Here is a 17,405-nt window from a genome sequence, read left to right as displayed (position 1 = left end):
CATGATGCCGCCCGATACGCTGGCCTACGCCGCGCCCGTCGTCCTTGTCGCCTATGTCGTCTTCGGGATGACGGGATTCGGCGCGGCCATGGTGGCCGTGCCGCTGCTGGTCCAGTTCATGCCCTTGCCGTTCGCGGTTCCGCTGGTGGTGCTGTTCGACCTGGCCTGCACCGCGCTGGTGGGCGGCAGCAATTGGCGACGCGTGTCCCTGGCCGAACTCAAGCGGTTGTTTCCCTGGCTGCTGCTCGGGATAGGACTAGGTGTGACGCTGTTGCACAACGCTGGCGCCCGCTGGCCTCTGATCCTGCTGGGCAGCTTCGTGCTGGCGGTGTGCATCAAGGGCCTGCGGGGCGCGCGGGCCAAGCCGTCGGCGCCGCTGAATACCTTCTGGGCCTTGCCGTTCGGGGTGTTCGGCGGCATCTTCAGCGCGCTGTTCGGGACCGGCGGGCCGATCTACACCATCTATCTGTCGCGCCGGCTGGATGCGTTGGACCAGTTCCGCGCCACGATCTCGGTGGTCATCCTGGCCAGCGGCCTCATCCGGGCGGCGGCCTTCGGCGCCGCCGGACTGTATGCGCAGCCGGAAATCCTGTCCACGGCCGCCGTGCTGCTGCCCGTGGCCCTGATCGGCCTGTACGGCGGGTCCCGCCTCAGGGTCCGCGTGTCTCCGGAACTGCTGAAACGGGCCATCTTCGTGCTGCTCGCGATAGCGGGCGCGGGCGCCATCTATCGCGGATGGATCTCGCCCGCGTGAGACAGGCTGCCGCTACTTGGCCGTCGGCATGGCGAACTCGGCGCCCTTGCCGATGCTTTCGGGCCAGCGCTGCATGATCGACTTTTGCCGCGTGTAGAAGCGCACGCCTTCTTCGCCATAGGCGTGCATGTCGCCGAACAGGCTGCGCTTCCAGCCGCCGAAGCCATGCCAGGCCATGGGCACAGGAATGGGCACGTTGATGCCCACCATGCCCACCTCGATGCGGCGGCCGAACTCGCGCGCCACGTTGCCGTCGCGGGTGAAGCACGCCACGCCGTTGCCGAACTCGTGGGCGTTGATGAGGTCCACCGCCTCTTTCAGATCCTTCACGCGCACGCAGCCCAGCACCGGGCCGAAGATTTCTTCCTTGTAGATGCGCATGTCCGGCGTGACGTGGTCGAACAGCGTGCCGCCCATCCAGAAGCCGTCGCCGCAACCGGCGCCCGCCTGCGAGCCCTGGAAGCCGCGGCCGTCCACCAGCAGTTGCGCGCCTTCCTGCACGCCAAGGTCGATGTAGCCGCTGATGCGTTCATGGGCGGCGCGGGTCACGATGGGGCCCATCTCGGCGGCGGGGTTCTCGCCGTCCAGCACCTTCAGCGTCTTGGTGCGCTCGATCAGCCTGGGCAGCAGCCGGTCGGCCACGTCGCCCACCAGCACCGCCACGCTGATCGCCATGCAGCGCTCGCCGGCCGAGCCGTAGCCGGCGCCGATCAGGGCATCGACCGCCTGGTCGATGTCGGCGTCCGGCATCACGACCATGTGGTTCTTGGCGCCGCCCAGGGCCTGCACGCGCTTGCCGTGGCGCGCGCCGGTCTCGTAGATGTAGTTGGCGATCGGCGTGGAACCGACGAAGCTGATGGCCTTGACGTCCGGGTGTTCCAGCAGCGCATCCACGGCCACCTTGTCGCCCTGCACCACGTTGAACACGCCATCGGGCAGGCCCGCCTCGCGCAGCAGTTCGGCGATGCGCAGCGAGGCGCTGGGGTCGGTGGGGCTGGGCTTGAGCACGAAGGTGTTGCCCGCCGCGATCGCCACGGGGAACATCCACATGGGCACCATCACCGGAAAGTTGAACGGCGTAATCCCCGCCACCACGCCCAGCGGTTGGCGCAGCGTCCAGTTGTCGATGCCGGTGGAGACCTGTTCCGTGTGAGCGCCCTTCAGGAGCTGGGGAACGCCGCAGGCGAACTCGACGATGTCGATGCCGCGGGTGACTTCGCCTTGCGCATCGCTGAAAACCTTGCCATGCTCGGCGGTGATCAGGTGGGCCAGCTCATCGCGATGCTTGTTCATCAGTTCAAGAAACCTGAACAGCACGCGGGCGCGGCGGATGGGAGGGGTGTCCGCCCATTGCGGAAATGCCGCCCGGGCGCTGGCCACGGCGCGGTTCACCTCGTCGGGCGTGGCCAGGGCCACCTGCTTGGCGACGGCGCCCGTGGCCGGGTTGTAGACGGGCTGGCGGCTGCCTGTCCCCTCGACAAGGCTGCCGCCGATGTAGTGTCCGGCATCGCGGGATTGGGCGCTGGCATTGCTTGCGGTCATGGCTGGCTCCTGTGCTCAAGCATGGTGTTCTGGAGCTGGCAATGTCGCGCATTGCCGCTCGGCCGTCGAGACCGCAGGGCTGGAATCAGTGTTTGATGTTTTGAACAATGGAGCTGGGCATGACGAAAACCAGGCGTCTGGAAGATCTGTGGTCGCATATCCATTGCCTTGGGGTGCTGGCGGATACCGGCAGCTACACGGCGGCCGCGCGCCGCCTGCAGATCAGCAAGGCCTCGGTGAGCCAGCGCATCGTGGAACTGGAGCAGGCGGCTGGCGTTCCCCTCGTGCGCCGCACCACCCGCAGCGTCGGCCTGACCGAGGCGGGGCAGAGCCTGGTCGACCAGACCGCGGCGGCCTTTCTGCGCATCGAAGAGGGCTTCTCGGCGGTGCGGGACCTGTCCGAAGGGCCGCGCGGCGTGCTGTCCGTGACCGCACCGGTGGCCCTGGGACGCCAGGTCATTGCGCCGCTGATACCCGGATTCCTGAAGGATTTTCCCGACGTGCGGATCCAGCTGGAACTCAGCGACCATCTGGCCTCCCTGGCCACCGAGGGTTTCGATCTGGCGATCCGGCACGTGGCCGGCGTGCCGGACACGCATGTCGCCTCGGTCATCTGCGAAACGCGCTCGGTGCTGGTTGCGGCCCCGGAATACCTGGCGCGGCACGGCACGCCGAAGACGCCGATGGATCTGGCGGCCCACAATTGCCTGCACTACCTGCGGCGCAGCGGCAGCGCCTCCTGGTCGTTCGAGTCGCGTGACGGGGACAAGCGCGTGGCGGTGCCGGTGCGCGGCAGCTTCACGGCCAACAACAGCGAAGTGCTGAGAGAGGTGGCGGCCGGATCCCTGGGAATCGCGCTGCTGCCGGATTTCAGCGCCAACCAGGCCTTGCGCAGCGGGGCGCTGGTCGAGGTCCTGCGCGGGTGGCGGGTGGTGGGCGACTATGCGGAACGGCTGTACGCGGTCAGGCCCTACACGCCGCGCGTGCCCCTGACCGTATCCTCTTTCGTCGGCTATCTGCGCGAGGCGATTCCCGCGTCCGCCGGACTCGGCGGACCGCCGGGAACGGAAAGCGAGGCAAGCTAGTTGACCTGTAGTCCGGCCTTGGCCACCAGGTCGGCATAGACCGCGGCCCCCTGGCTCACGTATTTTTCCGTCTCGGTGGGCGACAGGACGTGGGGGATGCCGCCGAAGTTGGCGTTGCCGGCGATCCACTTCGGATCCTGTGAGATCTGCTGGAGCACGGCGGCCCATTTGGCCACGGCCTCGGGGCTCATGTCCGGCGGTCCGAACAATCCGCTCCAGCCTATGACCGCTTCGAGTTGCGGCAGCCCCAGCTCGCGCGCGGTCGGTATGTCGGGGAACTGCGCCAGGCGTTCGGGCGTGGTCGTCAGCAAGGCGCGCAGCTTGCCGCTGGCGAGTATGCCCGTCATTGAACTCAGGTTGTTGCAGGCGAAGTCCGCATCCTTGCTGAGCACCGCCAGCGCGACTTCGTTGCCGCCTTTGTAGGGGACGTTGACCACGGCCTCTGGCTTCAGGCCGAGGCTGCTGAGCAGCAGCTGCGGCGCAAGATTCTGCACCGTGGCCGGGCCGGAGTGGCTGTAGTTGAGCTTGCCGGGATGGGCTTTCAATGCCTGCGCCAGGTCGCCGATGGTCTTGTAGGGGCTGTCCGGATGCACGACACAGACCACCGGGTTCAGCTCCAGCAGTCCGATGTACGTGAAGTCCTTTGCGGTGTAAGGCGTGGTCTTGGGCTGTAGCGCCGGCAACAGGACCTGGGAGCCTATCCGGCCGACCAGCAGGGTGTAGCCGTCGGGGACGGCGTTCTTCACGGCGGCGGAGCCGATCGCGCCGTTCGCCCCGGCCTTGTTGACCACGACCAGCGGCTGGCCAAGCAGGCCTTGCGCGGCGGCGGACAGATTGCGGGCCGCCATGTCGGCGTCGCCGCCCGCGCTGAAGGGAACGATGAGCTGGACTGGTTTGGAAGGATAGGATTGGGCGCTTGCCAGGCCAGGAAGCGAGGCAAGCATGCAAATCGCGGCGCGAGCGAACGCGCCCGCCGGCAGGCCGGTAGGTCTGATCATGGAAGGTCTCCTGTCGTGCTAAGGGACGAAACCGGACTGCAGCTGGGCTCGATGCTTCGAGGTCAATGACCGGTCGCGGACTGCGTTGATGCGTTGAAAACCGGGGCGGGTTCGCCCGCCAGGGAAACGTTGATGCAGGCGGGCAGCCCGCTGTGCGCCGCCATGTCCAGCGCGGTGGCGAGACTGTCGCTGTCCTGCGCGGCAAAGCCTGCTCCGCCGAGCGCCGCGGCGACTTCGTGGTAGCGCGCGGTCGGCGCGAGTTCGCAGCCGATCAGTCTTTGCGGCCCATAGGTACGCATCTGGATAAGGTGTTCCGCGTTCCAGCGCAGGTCGTTGCCGATCACGGCGATGATCGCGGCCTGTTCGCGTACCGCCGTGTCCAGCTCCATCAGGTGGAAGCCTGCGGTGCCGTCGCCCATCAGTACGACCACGGTGGCGTCGGGCCGCGCGATCTTGGCGGCGATGGCGTAGCAGACGCCCGCGCCGATTGCGCCGGACATGCCGTTGATGATCCGTACCGGGGCCTGGCAGTATGCCTGCGCCCATTGGCCGAACTCGCCGCCGTCGCAGACCAGGATGGGGTGGGGGGCGGAGGCGAGAAAAGCCTGGACCGTTACGCAAAGCGCGCGCGGCCCCAATGCGTCAGCGGCGGCATTGGACGCGCCCAGGGTGCTGCGGTTGCGCAGCGCCTCATCCACCTGCGCGCGCCATGGGCCGCGCTCGGCCGGCGCTGGCGCCGCCCGCAAGGCCGCAAGCACAGCGTAGGGATCGCCCGGCAGGGCCAGGGCCAGGCGGTCGCCCAGCAGGCGGGCCGCGCGTTCCAGCATCGCGGGGTCGGGGTCGATCGCCACGACCCGGGCTGTCTGGCCCAGCGCGCCCGCGCCGCCGAAGCCCAGCGTGAAGTCCAGGCACTTGCCCGCCAGCACGATGAGGTCTGCTTGCGCGATGAGTCCGGCCAAGGAGCCCAGGGACGGGTCCTTCAGGCCGCGGGGGCTTTCCATGGGGATGATGCGCACCCCAAGCTTTTCTTCCAGCATCTCGCGGGTTGCGCGCATGCGAGGCCGTGCGCCTGTGGGGCCGGCCAGCACCAGGGGGCGCTGCGCCACGTTTACCAACGCGGCGAGTCGTTCCATGCCGGCTGCGTCAAACGTGGCAGGCTCGTGCTTCTGCGCCAGGGCGGGAAGCTCGGCCAGGCCAGTCTCGGCCGTCATCAGGTCGAAGGGCAGGGCCAGATGCACCGGTCCGCGCCGGGGCGCAAGCGCCTGCGCGACCGCGCTTTCGAGCGCGGGGTAGAGTTCCTGCGCGGTCTGCGGACGCAGCGAAAGCTTGGTCAGCGGACGGGTGATGGCGACCTGGTCCAGTTCCTGGAACGCGCCCGAGCCGTCTTCGCCAACGGACGAATCGCCCGAAATGAGCAGCACGGGGCTTTCCGCCTGCGACGCCGAATAAAGCGGCGCCAGGCCGTTGGTGATGCCTGGCGCCGCGGTCAGCATGGCTACGCCGAGTTCGCCGGTGATCTGGGCCCATGCGTCCGCCATGAAGACGGCAGCCGCCTCATGCCGCACGTGGATGATGCGGATGCCTGCGTCGATACAGGCATCGTAGAGCGGCATGATCTGATTGCCGGACAGGCTGAAGATGGTCTTGACGCCCAGGCGATGCAGCGTACGGATAATCAACTGGGATCCAAGCACTTGTCTCTCCGCTTGGGCGGCGCTAGTGAAACTCTGCGCGCCCTTTTTTACCGGCTATGGGAGAGTTCAGTTTATCGGCTATCCGTGGCGTGTTGGTTGATGTTTATTGAACCTAGGGCATCGCTTGCGGATGCCTGTGTGCGGCCCGCGCCGCGATCGCTGCGCGTACGCCTTGCCCGTAGGCCGGGTCGGCTCGAGTGCAGTTGGCGATGTGGCGTTCGATGACTTCCTCGGAGGCGCCTCGGATAGCGCGTGCCGTGTTCTCGAACAGCCTCTGCCTTTCGTCCGTCGCCATCAGGCGGAACAGATTGCCGGGCTGGGAGTAGTAATCGGCATCTTCCCTGTGGTCCCAGCGGGCCGCGGCGCCGCTGATGTCCAGCGGCGGTTCGGAGTAGTCTGGCTGCGGCCGCAAGGCGCCGTGGCTGTTGGGCGTGTACGCGGGGACGCTGCCGCCATTGCCATCCACGCGCATGGCCCCGTCGCGGTGGTAGCCATGGAACGGACAGCGAGGCGCATTCACCGGGATCTGAGGATAGTTCACGCCCAGCCGATAGCGTTGCGTGTCGCCATACGAGAACAGGCGGCCCTGCAGCATCTTGTCGGGTGAGAAGCCGATGCCGGGCACGATTACGGCGGGACTGAACGCCGCCTGTTCGACGTCGGCGAAGAAGTTCTCCGGATTCCTGTTGAGTTCCAGGACGCCGACCTCGATCAACGGATAATCCCGGTGTGGCCAGATCTTGGTCAGATCGAAGGGATTGAGCGGGTAGGTATGGGCCTCGGCCTCGGGCATGATCTGCACGTACAGGGTCCAGCGCGGGAACTCGCCGCGTTCGATCGCTTCGTACAGGTCGCGCTGGTTGCTCTCGCGGTCCGCGGCGATGACCTGGCCGGCCTCGGCGTCCGTCAGGTTCTGGATGCCTTGCTGGGTCTTGAAGGTGAACTTGACCCAGAACCGCTTGTTGGCGGCGTTGATGAAACTGTAGGTGTGGCTGCCGAAGCCATGCATGTGGCGATAGCTCTTGGGAATGCCGCGATCGCCCATGATGAGCGTCACCTGGTGCAGGGTCTCGGGCAGCAGCGTCCAGTAATCCCAGTTGTTCTGCGGGCTGCGCATGCCGGTGCGCGGATCGCGCTTGACGGCCCGGTTCAGGTCGGAGAATTTCAGCGGGTCGCGCACGAAGAAGACAGGCGTGTTGTTGCCGACCAGGTCCCAGTTGCCTTCCTCGGTATAGAACTTGAGCGCGAAGCCGCGGATGTCGCGTTCGGCATCGGCCGCGCCGCGTTCACCCGCCACCGTGGAGAAGCGGGCGAACATGTCGGTGCGCTTGCCGACCTGGCTGAAGATCCTGGCCTTGGTGTAGCGCGTGATGTCGCGGGTCACGGTGAACGTGCCGAAGGCGCCGGCGCCCTTGGCATGCATGCGCCGCTCGGGGATCACCTCGCGATCGAAGTGCGCCATCTTTTCCAGGAACCAGACGTCCTGCAACAGCGCCGGTCCGCGCGGGCCGGCGGTCATGGTGTTGTCGTCGTCCGGAACGGGGGCGCCGAATGCGGTGGTGAGTTTGCTCATGATGGACTCCTTGCATGGTTCAACGGGGCAGCGGCCTTCAAGAGCGGGTGCATCGCAGCGGGCCCGGATCCGGCCACGCGGGGGTCAGGCGTAGTGCTCGATGGGGGAGTGGTCCTCCAGGCGCAGCACGCGGCCGTCGATGACGAGGGACGGCAGGCGGGTGATGCCGAGAGCCTTGGCCTGGGCGGCGGACTCGGGCTGCCGCGCGAGGTCGAATGACTCGTAGCGATGCAGCGGCGTCGCGAAGGCCGCCGCGATGCTGCGGTCTATCCCCAGGCAGAGGCTGCAGCCGTCATGGAACAGGGTGACTTGAATCAAGGCGATCTCCTTGGCGTGCCGCCAGGGCGGCTGCGTCTGGCATCCGAGCCTCATGGGCGGGTATGCCAGGCTGGTCTTGGAGGCGCGGGCTGGAATCGAACCAACCTCAGGAGATTTGCAATCTGCCGCATGACCACTCTGCCACCGCGCCGTCTTTTTGTCCTAGGACGTAATGAATGGTACGCAAGCCGGGCAGGGCGTGGACTTCCGCAAATCCACGAAAATTGTCCTAGCGTCCAGAATGAATGACGCAGGTCAAAGGTGTGTATGTCATGAGCCGCGTGGCGGCGTGGGGATCTGCACGGCAGAGCTGCGGCGCGCACTTGGCAAGGTCGCGCTCGGGGTAGCGGGGCAGCACGGGAATATGCCCGATTCGGGCGAAGAAATGAAAAAAGGGCCCGAAGGCCCTTTCTCAAGGATTTCCAGAGCAAGTCTGGGAATCAAAATTTGGAGCGGGATAAGAGACGTTTACTAGGGCAGTAAGTCGTTGATTCCCAAGCTCTTTCTTCGCCGAGGTGACCAGCGAAGACCTAGATTGTAGCCTATTTTTTCGTCCCCGCCAACAAAGATCGTCCAAAGAGTTCCACTGGCATCCATAGACCCACACCCAGCACACCAGACCCGCAGTCGTCACAACGTCGTCGGCGACGGTCTCGAACTGGCCGCCCGTGCCCCTGCTCTCAGTTCCCGCATCCGCTTCCGCGATGACGCCCAGGCCGATCCTCTCGGTGCCGGCCCAGTTCGGATGCCATCTACGAGCCGCATGCAACGCGCATTGCATTGCCCGTCTGCGCAAGCAAGTCACGCAGGAAGAACGCGCACCCTAGCCGTGGCGCGTCAGCACGCGATTCTTTATCGGTATATCAGGATGCCAGGGCGGGTATGACAGGCGTGGATTCGCCCAGTTTTCCTAGACCTTGGACAACGACCACCATCTCGTCGCGCCTTGTGAAACCGCTGGCATATAAGGCCATACCGAGACAGATTTGCAGAATCCGCAACTTATTACGACGCTGATAGCGTGAGCGTCACTGTCGAGCCTACGTCCCGATGCTCGACCTTCTAGCGGCCGATGAATTTTTGCACATTGGGCACATGACAGCCACCGGTAAAAGCGTACTGGTGAGAAGTGCTCAAGCACCCATGACGGACCGGGCCTCGGGGCTCGTTTCCTACACAGACAACTGCCCGACCACGGGGTCGGCGTCAAAGGAGTCGGCCATGTAGTTCTTCTCCTGGAAGGAGACGGAGCATGCACGAGAACAAGAATGATGCACCAACATCAAAGGTGTTCTACCGCCCGATCGAAGCGTCCATCCGCTGGGCTGGGCTGCTGCGATACGAGCAGGTGATCCTGGCCTCGGTTTTATCGCCAAGGAATCTGCCACAGTCGTTGGATTGCCCGCGCTGGGGCGAACTGCGGCTATACACCGACCGAATCTACGACGGCATCCTCAATGGGGAACTGCCCTTCGGGCAGAACGGCATCACAACACGCGATACCGCACTGATCGAGTCCCTTGATCTGACGGTTCGCCACGTCGATCTGAAGCGATGGATGCGCCAGCACTACCCCGAGCAGCGGCCCGGCTTTCTCTTCTCTCGCAGCGAACGCATCGCCCATCCCGTCATCTCCCTGGAGACCGGCCAAGCCATGCTGGTCGAGCGATTGGCCCTCAAATCCGCTCTGGAGCAGTGCAAGCGCCAAATGCGCGAGCTGCAAGAACAGCACGACGCGCTACTCAAGCAGTCCACGGTCATTCCCGCCTGCGCGCAATGCCCCATCAGCGACCGGGCCGAGGCCACCTACCTCCACATCATCGGCACCATGCTGGAACTGATGCTCGGCCAATCTCCGTCGGGCACACCGTATTCCAGTTTCAATAGCCAGGAAGCTATCGCTACCGCGATGATCGCGCATCACGGCGAACTCATGGGCATTACCGATCGCACGCTGCAAGCCAAGTTTGCACAAGCCCGCCGCAAGCTGCGGGCCGCCGTTTCCTGATATTTGCAAGCCCGAATCTGCGGTCACGGAAACCGCATTTACGGTGGCCTGAGACAGAAGTCGACATTTGAATAGGTGTCACGCCAACAAACGCCACTGAGCGTTCAGGAGTGACCGCCATGTCGCAGATACCTGTACTACCGCCCAACGAGCGCCGCATCTTGCGTCTCGATGAAGTCGAGGCCAAGTCCGGCTTCAAGCGTGCCCACATCTACAACCTGATGCGTGCCGGCAAGTTCCCCCAGGCGCTGCGTCTGGGCGTGCGTGCAGTGGGCTGGGATTCGGTCGAGATCGACCAATGGATCGCCGAACGCCTCAACAATCGCACCTGAGCGGCTCTCCCTCGGAATTCCCTATCCCTAGACGGAGAGCGCCATGCAGGTTGTATCCATCATCTCGACCAAGGGCGGCGTCGGCAAAACGACCACCGCAGCCAACCTCGGCGGTCTTGCCGCCGACGCGGGCTTGCGCGTACTGCTGCTCGACCTCGACGTGCAGCCCACGTTGTCGTCCTATTACGAACTGGCCCACCGCGCGCCCGGTGGCATCTACGAGCTGCTGGCCTTCAACGAGCGCGATCTCGACCGGCTCGTGTCCCGCACGAGCATCGCGGGCCTGGACCTAGTGCTCTCCAACGACCACCGAGGCGAACTGAACACCTTGCTGCTGCATGCGCCGGACGGGCGCCTGCGGTTACGCCATCTGTTGCCGGTGCTGGCGCCTCTCTATGACCTGCTGTTGATCGACACCCAGGGCGCGCGCAGCGTCTTGCTGGAGATGGCCGTGCTCGCCTCCGATCTTGCGCTGTCGCCCGTGACCCCGGAAATCCTCGCGGCCCGCGAGTTGCGGCGCGGCACCATGCAGTTGCTGGAGGACATCGCGCCGTACCGACACCTCGGCATCGAACCGCCGCCGCTGCACCTGCTCATCAACCGCGTCCACCCCGTGTCCGCCAACGCGCGGCTGATCCAGCAGGCCCTGCGCGACCTGTTCCAGGAGCATGCCGGCATCCGTGTGCTGGGTACTGACGTGCCGGCTATCGAAGCCTATCCGCGCGCTGCGACCCGCGGCCTGCCGGTGCATCGCGTCGAGTACCGACAGCCACCGGGCAGAGTCGCGCCAGCCGCTCTCGACACCATGCGCGCCCTTGCCAGCGAGTTGTTCCCGCAATGGCAGGATCAATTGGCCTTCGTGTCCGGCCGCCAGCAGCGTCCTTCTGAGACTGGGAGGCAGCATGGCAAGCGCACATGAACTGGCCCGCGGCCACAAGCGGCTACGCGTCCTGATCGAATTTGCGATCAGCGAAGGCTGGCACGTCAAACGCACACCGGGTGGACACCTCAAGTTCACCAAGGTCGGCTGCGCCGCGATCTACACCAGCTCGACCGCGAGCGACCACCGGGCGACCCTCAACGCCCGCGCGCAGATCCGCCGTGCCGAGCGCCAGGCCCAAGCCCAGGCCGCGAGCGTAAAGGAATGCGGCCATGGCTGATATGAGGTCCCAGGACATGGCTGGCAAGCTGCTTGCCGCCGGGTTCGAACGTAGCGGTCCATCCGCCACCGCCTTGAGCGACCCGATTGTCGACACGCCGATGGTCGTGACGTTAGACCAGTTGCGTCCCTACGATCACGATCCACGCAAGAAGCGCAATTCCGCCTACGAGGAAATCAAGGCTTCCATCCGTGAACGCGGCCTGGATGCGGCGCCGGCCATCACGCGCCGTCCAGGCGAAGATCACTACATCATCCGCAACGGCGGCAACACGCGGCTGGCGATCCTGCGTGAACTCTGGTCGGAGACCAAGGACGAGCGATTCTTCCGCATATCGTGCTTGTTCCGCCCCTGGCCCGCACGTGGCGAGATCGTCGCATTGACCGGGCACCTTGCGGAGAACGAGCTACGCGGCGGCCTGACGTTCATCGAGCGAGCCCTCGGCGTCGAGAAAGCGCGTGAGTTCTACGAAGAGGAAAGCGGCACCACGCTGAGCCAGTCCGAACTGGCTCGCCGCCTGGCCGCCGATGGCTACCCGGTACAGCAGTCGCACATCAGCCGCATGGTCGATGCGGTCCGCTATCTGCTGCCCGCGATCCCGACCGTGCTCTATGGCGGATTGGGCCGCCACCAGGTCGAGCGGCTATCGGTCATGCGCAAGGCCTGTGAGCGCACCTGGGAGCAGTACGCCAAAGGCCGCTCTCTTCCTCTGGATTTCGACGGCTTCTTTCAGGAAGTGCTGTCGCAATTCGACACGCAGGCTGACGAGTTTTCGCCGCAGCGAGTGCAAGACGAGCTGATCGGCCAGATGTCCGAATTGCTGGGCATCGACTACGACGTCCTGGCGCTGGACCTGACCGAATCGGAGAGCCGTCACCGTGCGTTGGTCAGCGACCCGACGCCGCCATCGGCGCCGCCCGCATTGCCTGAGCCTGGGGCCATCGCGCGATCGCCGGTTGAATCAGCACCATCCACTATCACGCCTGCACCACGTCCAGGCCATGCAGCGGCCGCGCCTACGCGGCGCGAGGACGACATGGCCCCGAGGGAGGCCTCCGCGGCCAGCCCTACGGCAGGGGTCGGCGATTTGCTTCAGGAGCACATCATCTCCCCGGCACCAACGACGGAGCGGCTCCAGTCCATCCAGCGCATGGTCGCCGATCAGTTAGGCGATGCGCTACCGCCCGATTTCTCAGCCAACGTATTGCAGTCGATTCCAGTGCAGGCCGGTGGCCTCTATCCCATCTCGGACATCTGGTATATCGACCCTGGACTGGATACGCCCGATCGGCTACGCATCCACATCGCGCAGTTCGCGCGCGAGATCGCAGGCGAGGCCGAGCTGGACGAGTACGTCGCGGATCGTCCCGATGGCATCGGGTTCGCGTGCCGCGCCCAGGCCCGGCCTTCTTCGCCCCTGGGACGCGCCGTGCTCGCGCTACTGGTTTCTCTGGCCGGTCAGCCGCCGGCCGACGTCGGCTTGGACAGCGGGCAAATCGTCACCGACCTGCCGGCACTGCTGCACGGCCAGGACGATGCGGCCTTGCGATTGAGCGACACCGCGCTGGTCAAGCTGTTCCGACTGCTGCGGTTGGCCCGACGCCTACTGGACCTGGAAGCCGGCGCTGTCGGTTCTGGGACCTGAGCGAGGGATACCAGCATGTCCGCACCGAACCCACTCAATCAGGCCGTCCTCGCCCAGGCGCTCTACGACCTGCGCAACGGCCAATTGCGTCGATGCAAGGCGATGGGGTTCGGGGAGGAAGAGTTGGATGCGCTCAAGCATCCAGCGCTGATCAGCGTATTGGCCAATGCCAACGTCTCCTGGTGCTCTGTCTCCGTGAACCGCGAAGTGCTCCGACGCTTGCTCAAGCAGGCACAGGACGTGGAGAAGGAGATCGCCACCGTCGATCGCATGCTGCGCCTGGGCGCCAGTACGGAAATGGTGAGTCGCTTCTACGGGCTGACGCATCAGGAAGTCGCGCTACGACGCGAAGTTCTCGGCCTGCCCAAACGCAAGGGGCGCCATCCGGTTCTGGACGAGGAGCAGGACACGGAACTGTGGCGGCGCTGGAAGGCCGTGACCAGCAGCAGGAATGTCGATCTGGAGGACGAAACCTCGGTCCTTGATGCGGCAATGGACCTCGCCGAAGGCATGGACCTGCCGCTGTCGGTGGTTTGGGCTGCGATCAAAGGCTGGATCGATCAAGGATTGGGTTGAGTTATGGCCGTGGATGACTCAGCACCACGAGCATCACGCCATGGCCCCGTCGCCCTCGCTGATCTGTTCGACAGCGCGCTGAAAGACCTTGCGCCCAAACCCCGCGCGCCCGCATCCGCACCCGCACCCGCATCTGCACCGTCGCCCGGGTCAACATCTGGTGACGGTTTCCTTTTCAGCGGCAATCGGCACGAGAGCGTGCCGCGGCGGCTCTTTCTCGACCGACGCCTGACACCGCTGGAGCGCAATGCGTGGCAAGTGTTTCGGATGATGCTCAACGAGGATGGCGTCACAGCGTTTCCGACATATGAGCAACTTCGGCCATGGCTCGCGTCAACACCCTGCGCTGGACAAGCCTCCCACGAGACCGTCGCACGCGCGCTGACGCTGTTGCGCCTGACACGCTGGTTGAGTCTCGTGCGGCGCAGACGCGACCCCAAGACCGGCCGTATTCTCGGCAACCTCTATGTTCTGCACGACGAGCCCTTGACTCCATTCGAGGCGATGCAGCTCGACGCGGACTACTTGCAGCTCGTCAGCCAGGCTCTGGGCCACTCGGCCAAGGCCGTTCAGGTCGTGGGTCTGCACACCCTCAAGGAGATCGCCGAAGACCCGTTGCTGTCCGGCCGCACGCTGCCCTCGCGGCTGCAGGTCCTTGCCGAACGCCTCGCCAGCCAGGGCATCGGGACGCAAGAGAGTTATCCACAGGAGGACATGGTTCACGATTCCGAAGAAGGGGCTCCAAGCCTTCTTCGGAATCCCGAGCACCCGTCTTCGGAATCCGAAGCAGGGCCGAAACCCGCGTCAGCCGGCTCTCTTCGGAATCCGAAGCAGGACCGTACTGTACGTAGTAGTCGTATTAATGAAGTACGTACTACCGCGCGCGAGCGTGGGCAGGCGCGCGCGATGCAAGGTGTCCGCTTGCCTGATCGCTTCCTTGGTTTGAAAGAAGAGCAGCAGGCCGGGGCGATGGTGGCATTGCAGCAGGTCGATGTCCCGCTGCGTCAGGCCGTGCTGGACGAATGGGCCGATCGTTGTCGCGGCAACACCATCCGCAACCCGGCCGGCTACCTGTTCGGCATCATCCAGCGCGCCATCCGTGGCGAGTTCAACGCGTGGGCCAAGCAGGCTGGCGCGACAGCACCCCCCACCGCCGCGCGAGATGCGCCGTCTGAGGCACCACGCAATGTGGTTCCACCCGAGGTGGCCAAACAGCACATCGAACGGCTGCGTGACCTTCTGCGCAAGAGCTGATCGTTACGAGCGGCATGTTCATGAAGCAGACATCCGTGGCCGTCAGTAGAGCTATCCCCAGGGGATAGATGTAATGTAAGGCGTAACGCCGACAGGTGCGGCCCGGTACTTTCGTCCACTGCACTGCAATGGCGCCGGTTTCAGGAGCGACGCTGACCATTCGCGCGAACAGCGCTCCATGGCGTTTGATGGAGCTATCCCCTGGGGATAGCTCGTGCCTCGGGCTGGCACTGCCACGACAACCGGGGACTGATTCATTTCGGTTTGTTGACTGACTGCCTTCCGTTGCGTGCCGATCCTGACGGCTCTTTTTCCACAGCGGGCGGTCACCATGGCAACCAACGAACCTTTACAACTCAATCTCGGCTCCTTGCGCAGCGCGATGTCGCTGACGCTTCACACCCACCACGCCTCGCGCATCTGGCACGGGCGTGCCGCCGCTGAGGGGCGGCCGGGCATTGTCGGGCTCAACGGCTACATCGCCGTGATGAACAAGATGAAGCGCGGATCGGAGCAAGACGACCCGTACAGCGACTGGTGGATGTTGCGCATCGAGGAAAAGCTCGACCAGACCAAATCCACGCTGCAATCGCTGCGCGAGCAAGTTGACCAGGCACTGGCCGGCGTACCCGCAGCATTGAGCCTGGGCGAAAACCTCAACGTGCAGCCGGTGAAGCTCCCCTTGTTTGTGAACGCGCAGCTCGGCTTCGCGGCGGTCTATCTCCTGGCCGACTACGACGACATCGCCCGCAAGTTGATCCTCGCCCATCACACCGCGCTGATCGATCGCTCGACATTGGAGCGCTGGCTCAACGAAGGCGCCCACGCGCTGCGTAGCCTGTTCAGTCTGGCGCAGCAGTATCGCTACTCGGGCTGCACCCGCGACGACTTCGCGGCCAAAAATGCCGCAGCGCGGGCGGCGCTGGAGAAGTTCGGCGAACTGCCCCAGGAGGTGCTCGAAGGCACACGCCGTTCGAAGTTTGCGCCGCCCATCGCGCGCCGTGGCCTGCAACAGCGCAGCGATGGTTCTGCCGCAGCGCCTCCGTCCGGCGATGAAGCCATCACCGCCGAGCCATCCGAAACCGCAGCCGGTGAGGACGAACCCGCATGAGCGATCTGAACCAACCGATCCGCTACTTCCGGGGCCTGCAACAGCAAGCCTTCATGCGGCTGGAACACGCGGCCTCTCTAAAAGGCCTTTTAAAGCCTTTTAAAGGTAAAGGGGACTTCGAGGCCTGGGCCAGCCAGTGCTTCGCCATGCGCGACGAACTGATTGGCTTGGCGCAGCGACAGGTGCTGCAACAGGCAGTCGGGCATCCCTTCCACCTGCTACCCATCGAGCTGGCCCAGCAGACAACTGGCGCGGGAACGACGTTCCTTCGCTGGCGCAAGCACGACCGCACGGCCATGGGCGTAGCCCTGTGGCAGGAGCTGATGGCGAGCACCAGCACGCCGGCTAACCTGCTGGCCGACCTGCACGCGATCGAGCTGCAGCGCATCACGTTGAACATGCAGATCAGCCTGCTGCACACCTTGGGCAGGCAGGCGCAGGAATGCGCCAGCAAGGCGGCCGAGGCAGACAACGCCTACCTGCGCCGGCTCACGTCCACCCCGCCCGCAATGCGCGATCGGTGATTGCGCCAGCCATCCCAGCACGCGCCCGGCGCCGACGAGGCACGGGTATTTCAACCACCACGGAGATCACACCATGAGCACGCATTTTTCTGGCGAAGGCAACATCGGCTCGCCACCGGAGTACCGCGAATTCCCCAATGGCAACGACGAGCCCACCCGCCTGCTGCGCCTGAACGTCTATTTCGACAACCCCGTTCCCAAGAAGGATGGCACCTTTGAGGACCGTGGCGGCTTCTGGGCGCCGGTGGAAATCTGGCACCGCGACGCCGAGCACTGGCAGAGCCTCTACCAGAAGGGTATGCGGGTGCTGGTGATCGGCCGCATGGAGCGCGAGCCCTGGACGGACAACGAAGATCAGCCACGCGAGACCTGGCAAGTCAACGCGCGCAGCGTCGGCATCCTACCGTACCGCATCGAGTCTGTGGTCCTCAGCCCGAAGCCGCAGGAGGCAGAACCGAAGCCGCAGGCCGACCAGGAATCGACCGCGCCGAAAGAGACGAAGCGCAGGAAGTGACCCGGCACGGAGGGCGGCTGCCGCGGTGCTTAGCCGCCCTCCATGCGTCGCGAGCTATCCCCAGGGGATAGCTCCATCAACGTCCACTGACTTCCACGCGTACCCGCGAATCGCCGCTCCCGACCCGCATACCTCCGGCCACTCGCCATCCCCGCACAAGCCCTTCCATCCCGTGAAAGCGGTCGCCGCCGCGTGCCGCTTGTTTGCTGCTGCTCGCGGTGGTGCTCGGCATGCTCGATCCCAGCAACTCCATGAACCACGGGAATCGGATGGACGGATATGCGGCTGTTCTTGTGCGAGAAGCCCTCCCAGGGCAA

General features: G+C 65.0%; 17 protein-coding genes and 1 tRNA gene. 12 read left to right on the top strand and 6 right to left on the bottom strand.

The genetic code is table 11. The annotated features are described in order from the left end of the window. The first annotated feature begins 1 nt into the window (after position 1). A complete protein-coding gene (locus tag BRO63_RS02515) occupies positions 2-754 on the top strand; it encodes a sulfite exporter TauE/SafE family protein (RefSeq protein ID WP_256943227.1) in 753 nt (250 codons plus the stop codon). Positions 755-766: 12 nt separating this feature from the next. Here the strand turns inward: BRO63_RS02515 and BRO63_RS02510 are convergent, their stop codons facing one another. Further along, positions 767-2,296 (bottom strand): CoA-acylating methylmalonate-semialdehyde dehydrogenase, encoded by a 1,530-nt coding sequence (locus BRO63_RS02510; protein ID WP_088138388.1) that lies wholly within the window; start codon positions 2,294-2,296, stop codon positions 767-769. Positions 2,297-2,415: 119 nt separating this feature from the next. Between BRO63_RS02510 and BRO63_RS02505 the strand changes: the two genes are divergently transcribed. Beyond that, positions 2,416-3,381, top strand: coding sequence for a LysR family transcriptional regulator (locus tag BRO63_RS02505; RefSeq protein ID WP_088138615.1), 966 nt, complete (start codon positions 2,416-2,418; stop codon positions 3,379-3,381). Here the strand turns inward: BRO63_RS02505 and BRO63_RS02500 are convergent. The 5 genes from BRO63_RS02500 to BRO63_RS02480 all read right to left on the bottom strand — a co-directional run bounded on the left by BRO63_RS02500 (position 3,378) and on the right by BRO63_RS02480 (position 8,115). Then, positions 3,378-4,379 (bottom strand): Bug family tripartite tricarboxylate transporter substrate binding protein, encoded by a 1,002-nt coding sequence (locus BRO63_RS02500; RefSeq protein ID WP_088138387.1) that lies wholly within the window; start codon positions 4,377-4,379, stop codon positions 3,378-3,380. The two genes, BRO63_RS02505 and BRO63_RS02500, sit on opposite strands and share 4 nt — an antisense overlap. 62 nt (positions 4,380-4,441) lie before the next feature. Next, on the bottom strand, positions 4,442-6,073 hold the full coding sequence (locus tag BRO63_RS02495; RefSeq protein WP_088138386.1) for a thiamine pyrophosphate-binding protein: 1,632 nt from the start codon (positions 6,071-6,073) through the stop codon (positions 4,442-4,444). A 112-nt stretch (positions 6,074-6,185) separates the two neighbouring features. Beyond that, positions 6,186-7,646 carry a catalase gene (locus BRO63_RS02490; protein WP_088138385.1) on the bottom strand — a complete coding sequence of 487 codons (1,461 nt, stop codon included), beginning with the start codon at positions 7,644-7,646 and terminating at the stop codon, positions 6,186-6,188. A gap of 84 nt (positions 7,647-7,730) precedes the next feature. After that, positions 7,731-7,964 (bottom strand): hypothetical protein, encoded by a 234-nt coding sequence (locus tag BRO63_RS02485; RefSeq protein ID WP_088138614.1) that lies wholly within the window; start codon positions 7,962-7,964, stop codon positions 7,731-7,733. A gap of 77 nt (positions 7,965-8,041) precedes the next feature. Further along, positions 8,042-8,115: transfer RNA gene (locus tag BRO63_RS02480), tRNA-Cys, on the bottom strand. Positions 8,116-9,216: 1,101 nt separating this feature from the next. On the opposite strand from BRO63_RS02480, the gene BRO63_RS02475 reads away from it, so the two are divergent. The 10 genes from BRO63_RS02475 (at position 9,217) to BRO63_RS02430 (ending at position 17,088) form a co-directional block, all read left to right on the top strand. Beyond that, a complete protein-coding gene (locus tag BRO63_RS02475; RefSeq protein ID WP_003460276.1) occupies positions 9,217-9,972 on the top strand; it encodes a hypothetical protein in 756 nt (251 codons plus the stop codon). A gap of 119 nt (positions 9,973-10,091) precedes the next feature. Continuing rightward, the gene (locus BRO63_RS02470; protein ID WP_003460278.1) at positions 10,092-10,304 is read left to right on the top strand and encodes an AlpA family transcriptional regulator; all 213 of its coding nucleotides are present in this window, start codon (positions 10,092-10,094) and stop codon (positions 10,302-10,304) included. A 43-nt stretch (positions 10,305-10,347) separates the two neighbouring features. Beyond that, positions 10,348-11,223: a ParA family protein gene (locus BRO63_RS02465; RefSeq protein ID WP_088138384.1), complete on the top strand. Its 876-nt coding sequence runs from the start codon at positions 10,348-10,350 to the stop codon at positions 11,221-11,223. Beyond that, positions 11,207-11,464: a hypothetical protein gene (locus tag BRO63_RS02460; RefSeq protein WP_003460282.1), complete on the top strand. Its 258-nt coding sequence runs from the start codon at positions 11,207-11,209 to the stop codon at positions 11,462-11,464. Before BRO63_RS02465 ends, BRO63_RS02460 begins: the two co-directional genes overlap by 17 nt. Next, positions 11,457-13,109 (top strand): ParB family protein, encoded by a 1,653-nt coding sequence (locus BRO63_RS02455; protein ID WP_088138383.1) that lies wholly within the window; start codon positions 11,457-11,459, stop codon positions 13,107-13,109. Before BRO63_RS02460 ends, BRO63_RS02455 begins: the two co-directional genes overlap by 8 nt. 15 nt (positions 13,110-13,124) lie before the next feature. Continuing rightward, positions 13,125-13,685, top strand: a complete 561-nt coding sequence (locus tag BRO63_RS02450) for a DUF2857 domain-containing protein (protein WP_088138382.1) — start codon at positions 13,125-13,127, stop codon at positions 13,683-13,685. 3 nt (positions 13,686-13,688) lie between these two features. Further along, entirely contained in the window at positions 13,689-14,939 is a 1,251-nt protein-coding gene (locus BRO63_RS02445) for an STY4528 family pathogenicity island replication protein (RefSeq protein ID WP_088138381.1), read from the top strand. Between the two features lie 331 nt (positions 14,940-15,270). Continuing rightward, the gene (locus BRO63_RS02440; protein ID WP_011489281.1) at positions 15,271-16,050 is read left to right on the top strand and encodes a PFL_4669 family integrating conjugative element protein; all 780 of its coding nucleotides are present in this window, start codon (positions 15,271-15,273) and stop codon (positions 16,048-16,050) included. Next, positions 16,047-16,574: a DUF3158 family protein gene (locus BRO63_RS02435; protein WP_088138380.1), complete on the top strand. Its 528-nt coding sequence runs from the start codon at positions 16,047-16,049 to the stop codon at positions 16,572-16,574. Before BRO63_RS02440 ends, BRO63_RS02435 begins: the two co-directional genes overlap by 4 nt. 73 nt (positions 16,575-16,647) lie before the next feature. Continuing rightward, positions 16,648-17,088 carry a single-stranded DNA-binding protein gene (locus BRO63_RS02430; RefSeq protein WP_088138379.1) on the top strand — a complete coding sequence of 147 codons (441 nt, stop codon included), beginning with the start codon at positions 16,648-16,650 and terminating at the stop codon, positions 17,086-17,088. Positions 17,089-17,405: the final 317 nt, after the last annotated feature.

Origin of the sequence: Achromobacter xylosoxidans (genome assembly GCF_002192695.1) — a bacterium.
In the GTDB taxonomy this organism is placed as follows: domain Bacteria; phylum Pseudomonadota; class Gammaproteobacteria; order Burkholderiales; family Burkholderiaceae_B; genus Achromobacter; species Achromobacter xylosoxidans_C.
The sequence above is the reverse complement of the archived record's forward strand: the minus strand, read 5'-3'. Positions and strand labels throughout refer to the sequence as shown.